This is a genomic window from Seohaeicola nanhaiensis (assembly GCF_042654245.1).
Lineage (GTDB): Bacteria > Pseudomonadota > Alphaproteobacteria > Rhodobacterales > Rhodobacteraceae > Seohaeicola_A > Seohaeicola_A nanhaiensis.
This window is the reverse complement of the sequence record NZ_JBHSGI010000033.1, coordinates 255,423-269,372: the sequence shown is the minus strand read 5'-3', so window position 1 is coordinate 269,372 and position 13,950 is coordinate 255,423. Positions and strand designations below refer to the sequence as shown.

Sequence of the window (13,950 nt, the reverse complement as noted above, 5' to 3'; positions counted from 1 at the left end):
ACCGGCCGCCTCTGTCGGGCGGCTTCGGATCAGCTGCGGTCGATGCGATACGGCGCGTCGAACCGGTATTCCTCGAGATTGGCGCCCGGACCGATCCGGTCGATCACGGCGAAGAGCCCCGGGGCATGCAGCGGCGTCAGCACGCCGTGCCAGGTGCCCCGGTGAAAGTTGATCGCCTGCCCCGGCGCGGTTTCGAAGGCCAGCGGCTGGCCGGGCGTGCCGCCCATGTCGGCGGCGACGATCACCAGGAAGGGGGTCAGCGACATCGGCACGAAGCACTGGCTGCCCTCGGGGTGCCGCTCGACCAGGTCGAGCGTATAGGGCAGCTCGCGCGGGATGGCATTGAACAGGCTGACCCCGGCGCGCCCGTCGCCAAAATCGAGCGTGGCGCGGTCGTGCCAGCGGCCGCACATCCCGGCGTTGATGATCCTGTCAGGCTCGCCTTCGCAGTCCAGCAGGTCACCGAAGGGCGCGAAGGCCGCGGCGGTGATCGGGCGGATGGCGATGTCGCGGCTCATGCGGGCAACAGCGCCCCCAGCCGCAGGTACGCGATGCGTTCCACCTGCCGGCAGGCGGTGGCGAATTCGGTGGCGCGGTCGTTCTCCAGCCGCGCGCGGAAGGCGGCCAGGATCGACGCACGGCTGTGGTCGCGCACCGCGATGATGAAGGGAAAGCCGAATTTCTCCACATAGGCGGCGTTCATCCGCGTGAACTGCGCGCGTTCCTCGTCGGTCAGCGCGTCCAGCCCCGCGCTCGCCTGTTCGGCGCTCGACTCGGCCGTCAGCCGTTTCGCTGCCGCCAGCTTGCCGGCCAGATCGGGGTGCGCCGTCAGCACGCCCAGCCGCTCCTCGTCCGAGGCCGTGCGGAACACACGCGCCAGCGCATTGTGTAGGCCCCCGGCGGTGTCGTGTGCGGGGCCCAGTTCCAGCTCGTGGGCGCGTTCGGCAATCCAGGGCGAGTGTTCGAAGATACCGCCATAGGCCGCGACAAAGGCGTCCTTCTCCATCAGGTGCGGACGCGGGCGCTCGGCCGGCGGATGCACCTTGGCCCAGTGTTCGGCGATCTGCAGGCGGGTGGCGAACCACACCCGGTCGTGCGACCTTGCATGGGCCAGGAAATTTTCCAGCGCGCGAATGCGCCCCGGCCGCCCGACCAGGCGGCAATGCAGCCCGACCGACATCATCTTGGCCTGCCCCGCCGCGCCCTCGGCATAAAGCGCGTCGAAGGTGTCGCGCAGATAGGCAAAGAACTGATCGCCCGAGTTGAAGCCCTGCGGGGTCGCGAATCGCATGTCGTTGCAGTCGAGCGTATAGGGCACGATCAGCTGGTCGCGCGCTCCCACCTTCGTCCAGTAGGGCAGATCGTCGTCATAGGTGTCGGCGACATAGTCGAACTGACCGGTCTCCGAGGCCAGCCGCACCGTGTTGATCGAGGCGCGCCCTTCATACCAGCCGCGCGGCGCCTCGCCGGTCACCTCGGTATGCAGCCGGATCGCCTCGGCGATGGCCGCGCGCTCGTCAGCCTCGGGCATGTCCTTGTGTTCGATCCATTTCAGCCCGTGGCTCGCGATCTCCCAGCCGGCCGCCTGCATCGCCGCCACCTGATCCGGCGAGCGGGCCAGCGCGGTGGCGACGCCATAAACGGTGATCGGCAGATCCTTCATCAGGCGATGCAGCCGCCAGAACCCGGCGCGCGCGCCGTATTCATAGATCGACTCCATGTTCCAGTGCCGCTGCCCCGGCCATTGCGCCGCGCCGACGATCTCGGACAGGAAGGCTTCGGAGGCGGCATCGCCATGCAGGATGTTGTTCTCGCCGCCTTCCTCGTAGTTCAGGACGATCTGCACCGCGATCCGCGCGCCGCCGGGCCACTGCGGGTCGGGCGGGGTCGCGCCATAACCGATCATGTCGCGCGGGTATCTGTTCATCCTGGGCACTCCGTTTGGCCCGTTCTACGTCATTGTTGGCACGGGCATTTTCAAAAAACAGCAAAAGCATTGTCAAACATGGCGGGTTTGCACAATGGTTGCGCCTGCGGCACAGGAAAGGGGCGACCGGAGGGCAAGCCAATGAGCGGATATCTGACAACCCATGTTCTGGACACCGCCCTGGGGCGCCCGGCCGAGGGCATCGCCATCGCGCTCTACAGGGTCAGCGGCAATTCCCACCGCAAGATCGCCGAGGCGGTGACCAATGGCGACGGCCGCACCGACACGCCGATCCTGCCCGAGAAAGAATTCGCCACCGGCACCTACGAACTGGTTTTCTTCACCGGCGACTATCTGCGCCGCACCGGGCAGACGACGGAGGATCCGCTGTTCCTCGATCAGGTGCCGATCCGGTTCGGCATGGCAGAGCAGGCGCATTACCATGTGCCCCTCCTGCTTTCGCCCTACGGCTATTCCACCTATCGCGGCAGCTGACGGCCCGCTCAGACCGGAAAGGTCAGGGTCAGGCGGCTGCCGCTCTCGTCGATATGCTGTTCCAGGCGGCCCGCGATCTTGGTCGCTGCGGCCTCGACCAGAGCGCGGCCCAGCCCCTCGGCATGGCTGGGGTCGGGGTCGTCGCTGCGGAGGCCGATGCCATTGTCCTGACAGATCATGCGCATGGCCCCCTCGCTCTCGGGTTCCAGCGTGACACTCACGGTGCCGGCGCGTCCGTCGGCAAATCCGTGCTTGATCGAATTGGCGATGAATTCGCTCACGATCATGGCCAGACCAACCGCCTTGCGTGCCGACAGGCGCACGCTGGCCAGACGGTGAACCACCGTAACCCCCTCCGGCGCGGCGCTTTCGATCAATCCGCAGACCCGCCCGAGATAGTCCGCCACGTCGACGCTGTGGGAATCCTCGGCGCCTTGGAGCGCCTCGTGCAGCGCCCCGACCGAGTTGATGCGGCGCTGCACCGCCTCCAGCACCTCGGACGCTGCCGGATCGGTGACGCCACGCGCATAGAGCCGAACCACGGAGGAAACCGATTGCAGCGAGTTCTTCACCCGGTGGTCCATCTCGCGGTGCAGCGCCTCGCGGTCGCGCAGCGACTGCCGCAGATCCAGCAGTTTCATCACCTGGCGGGCCAGCAGCCTCAGCGTGTCGCGTTGCAGGTCGGTCAGGCGGCGCGGTTTGTAATCCAGAACGCACAGCGTTCCGATCGGCAGCCCTTCGGCAGTGACCAGAGGCGCGCCGGCATAGAATAGCATCGCATTCTCCCCCACGCACAGCGGGTTTTCCACGGTGCGCGGATCGGTCCGGGTGTCGTGGATCTCGAGCAGCCCGTCCTCCAGGATGGCATGAGAGCAGATCGACTGGTCGAGCGGCGTCTCGCTTGCGTCAAGACCGGTCTTGGCCTTGAACCACTGGCGGTCATGGCTCACCAGGCTGACCAGCGCGATCGGCATGTCGCAGATGCGGGCGGCAAGATTCACGAAGTCGTCGAAATCGGATTCTGGCTGGGTGTCGAGGATGTCATAGGCGCGCAACGCGTCCAGACGTTCGCCCTGGCGGGGATGGGAATCGGCCAACATTGTCGCGGTTTCTGGTCACACTGGTACGGGAAAACGACAGCTAAGTAACAGCGCACCGGGGCATTTCCAATTGCCATTTCGACAGGTCTGCCAAGGCGCCAGGGCAGGTCACCTCACGCATCCTTCGCCACCCATCGGCAGCAATAGGACGGCACCCCGCCACAAGGTGGGATGCCGCCCGAAAAAGGTAGGTAATAGAAAGAGTTCTTCGTCTGTGTCCGGGGCAACCGACGCTTCCGCACCCAGCGCGAATGCAGCCTGCCGCCTAAATTTACTGCTATGTCCTGTCTTCCCCCTCTCGAAAAAACAGTCTGGAAATCACCCAGTGACCCCACGGAATGCCACATCCTGAGGGTCTGTCAACGCGCGCTTGCGACGATTTCCGAACCGGAAACACGTCATGCGGGCGCGCTCCTGGATAGCTACACTGATAGTAGTAATCCCTTCGGATTTTTCCGCGTCCCGAGGCGGGCGGAGGCCCCGCCGCGCAGGTTCATTTTTTTCAAAAAGAAAAACACGCCTCCCCTGCCGCTAAGCCCGATTTCACCGCTTTTTGGATGTTGCGCGCCCGTTAGGCGCGACTCACTTGTTCCGTGCCCAGGGCTTTTCCATCACCGGCGCCACCGGCGCCTCGTCGAGATAGGACCGGATCAAACGGTCGATCGCCTTGCGGGCCAGCCGCCCGTGCTCGCGCGAATAACCGAGGCTCGCCACAAAGCTCCAGTGCGCATGCATCATCGACACGAAGATGAACGAGAGCTCCTCGCAGGCCGTCACGCCCAGTTCGGGGTGGGCAATAGCCAGCTCGTGCACCACCACATGGCCCAGCGTGCGATACTGGTCGCACATGCGGTTCCGCAGCCGCTCGGACCCGACCGAATAGGCGATCAGCGCGTCATAGGCTTCCAGGTTGCCCGGCATCGGATGCCCGGCCGCCAGGTCGAAGAAGAAGTCGAGGAAGAAATCCAGCCGCTCCACCTTGCCCACCTGCACGATCCCGCTCAGCAGGATCTCGCGGTAGGTATTGGCCAGATAGTCGCACAGCTCGACGATCAGCGCGTCCACATCCGCGTAGTAATAGCGCACCAGCTGCCGCGACAGCCCGGCCTCGTTCGCCACGTTCTCGAAGGACAGCGCCTGCAGTCCACGGGTGCTGACAAGCGTCGCGGCGGCAGCAAGGATCTGCGGCTTCTTTTCGGCGGAAGAGTCGCGGGTCGTCAATTTCGGGCGTCCGGTGATCAGGGCTCTGGGTCCCCCGACGATACCACGCCTTGCCGAAAGTCAAAGCCTCCGGTTGATCCTATGCCGCCTTGTCCTCCGCCTCGCGGATCATCCGGGCAATCCGCTGGGCGGTGAAATCCATGAACAGCCGCGCCTTCGGGTCCTGATGGCGGCGGTGCGAATAAAGGCAGGCCATCTGCACCGGCAGCGGCGGCGTCTCCTGCGCGACGGCCACCAGCCGGCCTGCGCGCAGATGGTCGGCCACCTCGAACTCCGGCTTCAGCACGATGCCGTGACCGTCCAGCGCCCAGTCGGTCAGCACGTCGCCGTCGTCGCATTCACAGCGCCCGGTCACAGCAAAGCGCTGCGGGCCGTCGGGGGTGAGCAGGGTCCACTGGAACTCGGTCGCGCCCGGAAACCGCAGGTTCAGACAGTCGTGCCGGTCGCGGATCAGCTCGGCGCCATTTGCCGGCATCCCCCGCCGCGCGACATAGGACGGCGCGGCGCACAGCAGGCGGCGGCAGTCGGCGATCTTGCGGATCCGCAGCGTACTGTCGCTGGGCTGGCCCAGGAAGAACGCCAGATCCAGCCCCTCGGTCGTCAGGTCGACGGTCCGGTCCGACAGCCGCAGGCGGAAGTCGATCTCGGGATATTGCGCCAGGAACTCCGGCACCTGCGGCGCGATCAGCCGGCGCCCCACCCCCAGCGGCGCGGCGACATAAAGCGAACCGCGCGGGCTGTCGGTCAGCCGCATGACCGAGGCCTCGGCCTGTTCCAGCGTCTCAAGCACGGCGCAGGCCCCCTCATAGAAGGCGCGGCCATGCTCGGTCGGCGACAGGTTCCGCGTCGTGCGCTGGAAAAGCCGCACGTTCAGATGATCCTCCAGCTGGGAAATCCGCGCCGACGTCACCGCAGGCGACACCCGCAGATCGCGCCCGGCGGCGGACATGCTGCCAAGCTCGTAGACGCGGACGAAGGTGCGGATGTTGTCGAGATGGGACATTTTGCGTAGATTTTTGACAGTTCCGCCCTACTGTCAATCAATACCGAAGAACACATCGGATCGCCAGTCTGCGCGGTTTGCAACACAGGCATCGCGCCCATACCAAAATCCGCCTTTCCGGCAACCGGGCCCGTCCTTTCGCGTTTAACTCGGTGGTCAAGAGGTGCTAGGTCTTGGGGGCCGGACCAATGGTTGGAACCGGACGGTGACAGGGTGACAGGCGCGTGACGAAATCGGGGCATAAGCGGCAAGTCGGCTGGACACGCGGCGCGATGGCCGCACTGGCATTCCTGATGATCCCTCCGGCGGCGGAGGCCGCAGAAACCGTGCTGACCGCGCCCGGAGCGCCGGATGCGGTGACGGACCGGCTGCGCGCCGCCTCGGCGGTTCTGGCGGCCAGCAACGCCAAGGTCGAAGGCGCACAGGAACTTTATGCCGCCGCCCTCTCGGATTATCGCACGCTGGTCCAGGTGTTGTATGACGCGGGCTATTTCAGCCCGGTGGTCTCGATCCGCCTGGACGGACGCGAGGCGGCCGAGATCTCTTCGATCAGCCCGCCGCAGCAGGTGGCCAAGGTCGCGATCACGGTCGAACCGGGGCGCCCCTTCCGCTTTCGCACCGCGCGCATCGCGCCGGTGACGCAGGACACCGAACTTCCGCCCGATTTCGCGCCGGGCCGGCCCGCCAGCACGGCGGTGATCCGCGACGCCGGCGCCGCCGCCCGCGACGGCTGGCGGCGGGCGGGCTATGCCAAGGTCGCCGTTGGCCAGCAACGCATCACCGCGATCCATCCCAGCGCCGAGCTCGATGCCGATATCCGCCTTCTGCCGGGCCGCCAGCTGCGCTTTGGCAAGCTCTACGTCACCGGCGAGGACCGGGTGCGCGAGGCAGCCATCCTGCGCATCGCCGGCATTCCGACGGGCGAAATCTACGACCCCGAAACCGTCAAAAGGCTCGGCGCCCGGCTGCGCCGCACCGGCGCCTTCAAATCGGTCAGCATCGTCGAGTCCGAGACCGCCAATGCCGACGGCACGCTCGATTTCACCGCCGAGGTGCAAGAACAGCTGCCACGGCGCATCACCTTCGGCGCCGAGGTGCAATCGCGCTCGGGCGTCAACCTGTCGGCGGTCTGGCTGCATCGCAACCTCTTCGGCAATGCCGAGCGTCTGCGGCTGGAGGCCGATGTCCGCAACATCGGCGGCGACCAGCCCATCGACGGGTTGGTCTCCGCCCGCCTCGACATGCCGGCCCGTCTTGGCCGCGACAACAATGTCTTCTTCCTGACCGAACTGGAACGGATCGAGCGGCTGCACTACAACATGGACCGCTTCCTGATCGGCGTCGGTATCCGGCGCACCAAATCCGACCAGCTGTTCGGCGAGGCCTCGCTGACTCTCTCCACCGCGCGGGCGACCGATGCCTTCGGCGACCGAGACTTCAACCTGCTGTCGCTGCCCCTTCACGTGCAGCTCGACAAACGGGATTCCACCAACAACGCGACACGCGGCTATTTCGTCGATGCCACCGTCACCCCGTTCACCGGCTTCGGCCAGTCTGCCTCGGGGGTGGCCGCCAAGATCGACACGCGCGCCTATCTCAGCCTCAGCGAAAGCGGATCGATCGTGCTGGCCGGGCGCCTGCAGCTCGGCTCGGTCGTCGGAGCCAGCCTGTCGGAAATCTCGCCAGACCTTCTGTTCTACTCGGGCGGCGCTGGCACCGTGCGCGGCCATCCCTACCAGTCGCTCGGCATTCCCGTCGGCACCGATGTGGCCGGCGGCCGCTCGATCCTGGTGGCCAGCGCCGAGGTGCGCGCCAAGGTCACGGAAAAGATCGGCGTGGTCGGCTTCTTCGATTACGGCGCGGTCGACAGCAGCGCCTTTGTCGGCTCGGGCGCCGAGTCGCATTCGGGCGCGGGCATCGGCCTGCGCTATGACATCGGCGCCTTCGGCCCGATCCGCTTCGACATCGCCGCACCGGTCAGCGGGACAACCGATGACGGGCTGCAATTCTATCTCGGTATCGGGCAGTCCTTCTGATGCGGCGCGTTCTCCTCGCAACCTCCGTCACCCTGTGCCTCGCCACGCCGCTTGCGGCGCAAGAGAAAGAGTCGGGCGGCTTCATCGTCGATTTCCTGGAAAGCTCGCTGTCGGGCGACAATCGCTTTGTGACCGTGACCGGGCTGGACGGCGCGCTCAGTTCCCGTGCCACCCTGCAACGGCTCACCGTCGCCGATGACGAGGGTGTCTGGCTGACCATCACCGGCGCCGTGCTCGACTGGAACCGCAGCGCCCTGCTGCGGGGCAATCTCGTCGTCACCCAGCTTACCGCCGAGACCATCGAGGTCGCGCGCAAGCCCGGCACCACCACGACCGACGATCTGCCCACGCCCGAGGCCCAGCCCTTCAGCCTGCCCGACCTTCCGGTCGGCATCACCATCGACAAGCTCTCGGTCGGCCGCCTCTCGCTGGCCCAGCCGGTGGCGGGCATTGCCGCCGATCTGACCGCCGACGGGCGGCTCTCGCTGATCAGCGGCGCGCTCGACACCAAGATCGAGGTAGAGCGCATCGACCGTCCATCGGACCGGATCGCCCTGACCGCCACCTATGCCAACGACAGCCGCCAGATCGGACTCGACCTCGAAGTCACCGAAGCCGAGGGCGGGCTGGTCTCGCAACTCCTGAGCATTCCGGGCAGGCCCTCGGTGGACCTCACGGTAAAGGGCGAGGGCCCCGTCGGCGACTTTGCCGCCGACATCGCGCTGGCGACCGATGGCGCCGAGCGGGTCCGCGGCAAGGTCACGCTCGGCAACGACGAAGGCGGCGGGCTGGCCTTCGGCGCCGATCTGGGCGGCGATATCACCCCGATCCTCGCCGAAAGTTACCGCGAGTTCTTCGGCACCGACGCCCACCTGCTGCTGCAGGGTGTGACCGGCGCGGACGGCAGCCTTTCGATACCCCAGCTCTCGGTTCAGGCCAACGCGCTCGATCTGTCCGGCGCGCTGGCCATCGACGGCAATGGCCGGCTCACGAAGGCCGACCTTGCCGGCACCATCACCCCGCCCGAAGGCCAGACCGTCGTGCTCCCGCTCGGCGAACCGGCGGTGCAGGTGCGCCACGCCGAAGTCCGCGGCGGCTTCGACATCACCACCGGCAACAGCTGGACCCTGACCACCCGCGTCGATGGGCTGAACCGCAGCGGCATCACCGTCGAAGAGGCCAGGATCACGGCCTCCGGCGATTTCGAACAGGGCGACCAGCCCCGGCTCGACGGCACGCTCAGCGCCGGTCTGACCGGGCTCGACCTGCATGACGAGGCTTTGCAGCAGGCGGTCGGGGCCCAGGTGCAGCTGGACGGCCGGTTCGCCTGGGCGGGTGGCACCGCGCTCTCCCTCGAACAGATGGTGCTGACCGGAGAAGATTACACTGCGCGGCTTACCGCCCGGATCGACGGTCTGGCCACCGGCTTCGCGGTGGACGGACAGGCCGAGGTCGAGGCGACCGATCTCAGCCGATTTGCCGGTCTGGCCGACGTCGATCTCGGCGGCGCAGCCAGCCTGCGTCTGGTCGGCAACGGCGTGCCGCTGGGCGGCGCCTTCGATTTCCGCCTCGACGCCGAGGCCGACGACCTGACCACCGGCATCGCGCAGGTCGACCCGCTGATCGCCGGGCGCACCACCGTGGCGCTCGACGCGCGGCGCGACGAGACAGGCACCACGCTGCGCGCCTTCACGCTCGACGGCAAGGCCATCTCGGCCAATGCGCGCGGCACCCTGAAAACCGGCCAGGCCGACGTCACCTTCCGCGCCGCGCTGGACGAATTCGGGCAAGTCGTTCCGGCCTTCCCCGGCCCGGTGACGCTGACGGGCGATCTGACCCAGAAGGACCGCGACATCACGGGCGAGGTCCGCTTCTCCGGACCGAACAGCTCTTTCGCCGTGGCCAACGGCACTGCCAGCCTGGACGGCGCGCTGGACGTGACCTATCGCGCCCGCCTTGGCGGGCTCGACCGGCTGGTGCCCGCACTCGACGGTGTGCTGGCCGCCGAAGGCCGTGCCAGCCGCACCACCGAAGCCGCATGGACCGTGGGCGCCGAGGCCAGCGGCACCGCCGGTCTCTCGGGCAAGTTCCGCGCGCGTTTCAGCGAGGTCACCGGCATCGCCGATATCGGCTTTGACGCGGCGCTCGACCGGCTCGAACGGCTGGTGCCCCAGCTCAAGGGCAAGCTTGGCGCGCGCGGCATGGCCAGCCGCAACGAGAACGGCACCTGGCGCGCGGACGTGCGCACCGAGGGTACTGCCGGGATCGACGGCACCTTCGAGGCAACCTACGAAGAAGCGACCGGCGACGCGAAACTGACGTTCGATGCGCTGTTCGAGCGGCTGGAACGACTTGTGCCCGAACTGCGTGGCGACCTCGCCGCGCGCGGCCTGGCTGAACGCTCGGGCGACGGCCACTGGCAGGGCGAGGCCGACGTGAACGGCTCGGCCGGCATCTCGGGCCGCTTCGACGGCAACTTCGAGGAAAGCTCGGGCGACGTCGCGCTTGCCTTCGACGCGGCGCTGGCGCGGCTCGACCGGATCGTCCGTCAGTTCCCCGGCACCCTCAAGGCGCGCGGCACCGCAGCGCGCAAGGGCGCGGAATGGTCGCTCGACGCCGATGCGACCGGACCGGGCGGGATCGAGGCCGCGATGCTCGGCACCTACGACGAAGACCGCAAGATTGCCGACATGACGGCCAGGGGCCAGGCCCAGCTGGGCCTGGCCAACGCCTTCGTGCGGCCCAATACAATGTCAGGCCTCGCCCGCTTCGACCTCGCCCTCAGGGGCACCCCGGGGCTGGACGCTCTTGGCGGCACCGTCACCACCTCGGGCGCCAGCGTGGCGATTCCGAGCGTGGCGCAGGCCTTGACCGGGATAGATGCGACCGTCCGCATGGCCGACGGCACCGCGCGGATCGACCTCTCGGGCAGTTCGCGCGCCGGCGGCGGCTTCCGGGTCAGCGGCACCGCCGGGCTCGCCTCGCCCAACACAGCCGCCCTCGACATCGCCCTGAACGGGATCGTGCTGACCGACAACCTGACCTACAACACCACCGCCGATGGGCAGCTGCGCTTCAGCGGCCCGGCCTCCGGCGGCGGCACCCTCTCGGGGCGGATCGACTTCGGGCCCACCGAGATCAACGTCGCCACCGCCTCGGGCGCGGTCGGCGCGGCACCGATCCCAGACATCTTCCACGTCGGCGAACCTGCGGATTCGCGTCGCACCCGCGCCCGCGCCGGTCTGATCGGAAACGGCAATGGCGGCGGCGGTGGCGGCTCGCGGCCCATCGCGCTCGATCTCGTGCTCAGCGCGCCCAACCGCATCTTCGCCCGCGGCCGTGGCCTCGACGCCGAACTCGGCGGCGTTGTCACCGTCGGCGGCACCACCGACCGGGTCGTGCCCTCGGGCCAGATCTCGCTGATCCGCGGTGTCTTCGACATCCTCGGGCGGCGCCTCCAGCTCGACGAGGGTCGGATCACCATGCAGGGCCGGCTCGAACCCTATCTGGAATTCCGCGCCAGCACCTCGACCGGGGATGGCACCGCGACACTCTCGATCGCCGGCCCGCTCGAGGCGCCGGTGATCCAGGTAACCTCGGTGCCGGAACGGCCCAGCGAAGAGGCGCTGGCTCTGCTGCTCTTCGGCGACAAGTTCACCGAACTCTCGCCGCTCAAGATCGCCCAGCTGGGTGCCCAGCTCGCCACGCTCGGCGGCAGCGGCGGCGGCTTCCTCGGCAATATCCGCAAGGGCCTGGGCGTCGACTCGCTCGACCTCGGCACCGATGACGACGGCAATGCCAATGTCGGGATCGGCAGCTATATCAGCGAAAAGGTCTATGCCGACGTGAACGTGAACGCCGAAGGCGAGACCGAGGTGAACCTCAACCTCGACCTGACCGATTCATTGACCTTGAAAGGTTCTGTCGGCAATACCGGCGACACCGGTGTCGGGCTGTTCTTCGAGCGCGACTACTGAGCCGGGCCGGTTGCCCAAGGGGAAGCCGGACGAAATCCGTGGCGGATCTCGGGCGCGTCCCGAACCGACGCGCATAAGGGAGCGCCTGAATGTCCTTCACCACCCGGCCCGAGATCTGCGGGACCTTCGGCGCCGTCGCCTCGACCCATTGGATCGCCTCGGCGGTCGGGATGCGGATGCTCGAGCTCGGCGGCACCGCCGCCGATGCCGCGGCGGCGATGGGGTTTACCCTGAACGTGGTCGAACCGCATCTCAACGGCCCGCTGGGCGACATGCCGGCAATGATCTGGCCGGCCGGCGCCGATCACCCGCTGGTGATCTGCGGCCAGGGTGTTGCGCCCGCGGGGGCGACGATGGCCCACATGCGCGCCGAGGGGCTCAGCTCCATCCCCGGCTCGGGCCTGCTTGGCACCGTCGTGCCCGGCGCCTTCGACGCCTGGATGGTGATGCTGCGCGATCACGGGCGGCTGTCGCTGCGCGAGGTCCTGTCGCCAGCCATCCACTATGCCCGCGCCGGCCATCCGATGCTGCCGCGCGCGGCCGGGGTGATTGCCGGGCTGGCCGGCTTCTTCCGGGACGAATGGCCCACCAGCGCGGCCACCTGGCTGCCGCGCGGCACCGCGCCCGAGGGCGGCGCGCTTTTCGCCAATCCGACGCTGGCTGACACCTGGGACCGGCTGCTGACCGAGGCCGAGGCCGCGCAGGGCGGCCGCGAGACGCAGATCGAGGCGGCCCGGCGCGCCTTCTACAAGGGCTTCGTGGCCGAGACGATCGACCGCTGGATGCAGGAGGCCTGCGTGATGGACGCCGCAGGCGGCCGGCGCAGGGGCGTGCTGCGCGGGCAGGACATGGCCGACTGGGAGGCCAGCTACGAACCGGCGCTCGATGTGGATTACCACGGCTGGCAGGTGCTCAAGCCCGGGTTCTGGTCGCAGGGTCCGGTCTTCCTGCAGACGCTGCGCCTGCTGGAGGGCATGACGGTGGATCCCGACCGTCCGGCCGATTTCGTGCATCTGGTGACCGAGGCGATGAAGCTCGCCTTCGCCGACCGCGAGGCCTATTACGGCGACGCGCCGGGCGACTGGCCGCACCAGGCGCTGCTGGGCCGCGACTATGCTGAGGCGCGCAGCGCGCTGATCGGCGCGCAGGCCTCGGTCGAACAGCGGCCCGGACGCCTGCCCGGCTTCGAACAGCTCGCCGAAGCCGCCATCGCGCGCGCCGGTCGGCAGACCGAGGCGAAGGGCGTCGGCGCGGGGGAACCGACGATGGCCCATCTTTCGGACAAGCGCGGCGATACCGTGCATATCGACGCCATAGACCGCTGGGGCAACATGGTCTCGGCCACGCCCTCCGGTGGCTGGCTGCAATCCTCGCCGGTGGTGCCGGGCCTGGGGATGCCGCTGAACAGCCGCGCGCAGATGTTCTGGCTGGACGAAGGCCTGCCCTCCTCTCTGGTGCACGGCACCCGGCCGCGCACGACGCTCTCGCCCTCGATGGCGCGCGGACCGGACGGCCGGCGCCTTGCCTTCGGCACGCCCGGCGGCGACCAGCAGGACCAGTGGCAGCTGATCTGGTTCCTGCGCGTCGTGCATCAGGGCCTGAACCTGCAGGAGGCCGTGGACGCCCCGCTGTTCCATACCGCGCATTTCCAGGGGTCGTTCTGGCCGCGCGAGGTGCGCCCGGGCCACCTGATGATCGAACCGGCGGTGGGCGAGGCGGTGCTGGCCGACCTGCGCGCACGCGGCCACGCGGTCGAGGTCGCCGCCCCCTGGACTGTTGGCCGACTGACCGCGGCCTCCCAGGGCCCCGACGGTCTGATCCGCGCAGCGGCGACTCCGCGGCTGATGCAGGCCTATGCCATTGGGCGCTAGGGTATTAGGCGGTCCTTAACCCGCAGGGAGCTAGGGTTCGGAACGCCTGATTCCAACACGTGGGAGCCCGCATGGAAGAACTTCACTTCAACTGCCCCGCCTATCTGGCGCAGCGGTTCTGGCTGATGTGCGCCGAACGGCGTGAAACGCCTGGCGCGGTGCTGCGTGAATTCATGCTGACCGAGATCTCCAAGACCGACGCCGCCTTTGAATTCGACCTGCGGGCCATCACCGGGTTCGACGCCTGGGCGATCCGCGAGGGCAAGCAGTCCGCGTCCCGCAAGTAGCATTCGCTTGATCTGGCAGGCGCGATGCCAGAA

The 13,950-nt window shown here is 67.9% G+C and carries 10 protein-coding genes; 5 read left to right on the top strand and 5 right to left on the bottom strand.

Features of this window, described 5'->3' with window-relative positions; translation table 11 throughout:
• Positions 1 to 29: 29 nt before the first annotated feature.
• Both ACFO5X_RS22565 and puuE read right to left on the bottom strand, forming a co-directional pair.
• Positions 30 to 518 (bottom strand): ureidoglycolate lyase, encoded by a 489-nt coding sequence (locus ACFO5X_RS22565; RefSeq protein WP_380721802.1) that lies wholly within the window; start codon positions 516 to 518, stop codon positions 30 to 32.
• Positions 515 to 1,927, bottom strand: a complete 1,413-nt coding sequence (puuE, locus tag ACFO5X_RS22560; protein WP_380721800.1) for an allantoinase PuuE — start codon at positions 1,925 to 1,927, stop codon at positions 515 to 517. The genes ACFO5X_RS22565 and puuE overlap by 4 nt, the downstream gene beginning before the upstream one ends.
• 141 nt (positions 1,928 to 2,068) lie before the next feature.
• On the opposite strand from puuE, the gene uraH reads away from it, so the two are divergent.
• A complete protein-coding gene (gene uraH / locus ACFO5X_RS22555; protein ID WP_380721798.1) occupies positions 2,069 to 2,422 on the top strand; it encodes a hydroxyisourate hydrolase in 354 nt (117 codons plus the stop codon).
• A gap of 8 nt (positions 2,423 to 2,430) precedes the next feature.
• Here the strand turns inward: uraH and ACFO5X_RS22550 are convergent, their stop codons facing one another.
• From ACFO5X_RS22550 to ACFO5X_RS22540, 3 genes are all read right to left on the bottom strand, one after another.
• On the bottom strand, positions 2,431 to 3,522 hold the full coding sequence (locus ACFO5X_RS22550) for a histidine kinase dimerization/phosphoacceptor domain -containing protein (RefSeq protein WP_380721796.1): 1,092 nt from the start codon (positions 3,520 to 3,522) through the stop codon (positions 2,431 to 2,433).
• A gap of 582 nt (positions 3,523 to 4,104) precedes the next feature.
• Positions 4,105 to 4,743 carry a TetR/AcrR family transcriptional regulator gene (locus tag ACFO5X_RS22545; protein ID WP_380721794.1) on the bottom strand — a complete coding sequence of 213 codons (639 nt, stop codon included), beginning with the start codon at positions 4,741 to 4,743 and terminating at the stop codon, positions 4,105 to 4,107.
• Positions 4,744 to 4,822: 79 nt separating this feature from the next.
• A complete protein-coding gene (locus tag ACFO5X_RS22540) occupies positions 4,823 to 5,746 on the bottom strand; it encodes a LysR family transcriptional regulator (protein ID WP_380721792.1) in 924 nt (307 codons plus the stop codon).
• 272 nt (positions 5,747 to 6,018) lie between these two features.
• Between ACFO5X_RS22540 and ACFO5X_RS22535 the strand changes: the two genes are divergently transcribed.
• The 4 genes from ACFO5X_RS22535 to ACFO5X_RS22520 all read left to right on the top strand — a co-directional run bounded on the left by ACFO5X_RS22535 (position 6,019) and on the right by ACFO5X_RS22520 (position 13,917).
• Entirely contained in the window at positions 6,019 to 7,782 is a 1,764-nt protein-coding gene (locus ACFO5X_RS22535) for an autotransporter assembly complex protein TamA (RefSeq protein WP_380721790.1), read from the top strand.
• Positions 7,782 to 11,759, top strand: coding sequence for a translocation/assembly module TamB domain-containing protein (locus ACFO5X_RS22530; RefSeq protein WP_380721788.1), 3,978 nt, complete (start codon positions 7,782 to 7,784; stop codon positions 11,757 to 11,759). The genes ACFO5X_RS22535 and ACFO5X_RS22530 overlap by 1 nt, the downstream gene beginning before the upstream one ends.
• Positions 11,760 to 11,848: 89 nt before the next feature.
• Positions 11,849 to 13,630: a gamma-glutamyltransferase family protein gene (locus tag ACFO5X_RS22525; RefSeq protein ID WP_380721786.1), complete on the top strand. Its 1,782-nt coding sequence runs from the start codon at positions 11,849 to 11,851 to the stop codon at positions 13,628 to 13,630.
• Between the two features lie 71 nt (positions 13,631 to 13,701).
• The gene (locus tag ACFO5X_RS22520) at positions 13,702 to 13,917 is read left to right on the top strand and encodes a hypothetical protein (RefSeq protein WP_380721784.1); all 216 of its coding nucleotides are present in this window, start codon (positions 13,702 to 13,704) and stop codon (positions 13,915 to 13,917) included.
• The last annotated feature ends 33 nt before the right edge of the window (positions 13,918 to 13,950 follow it).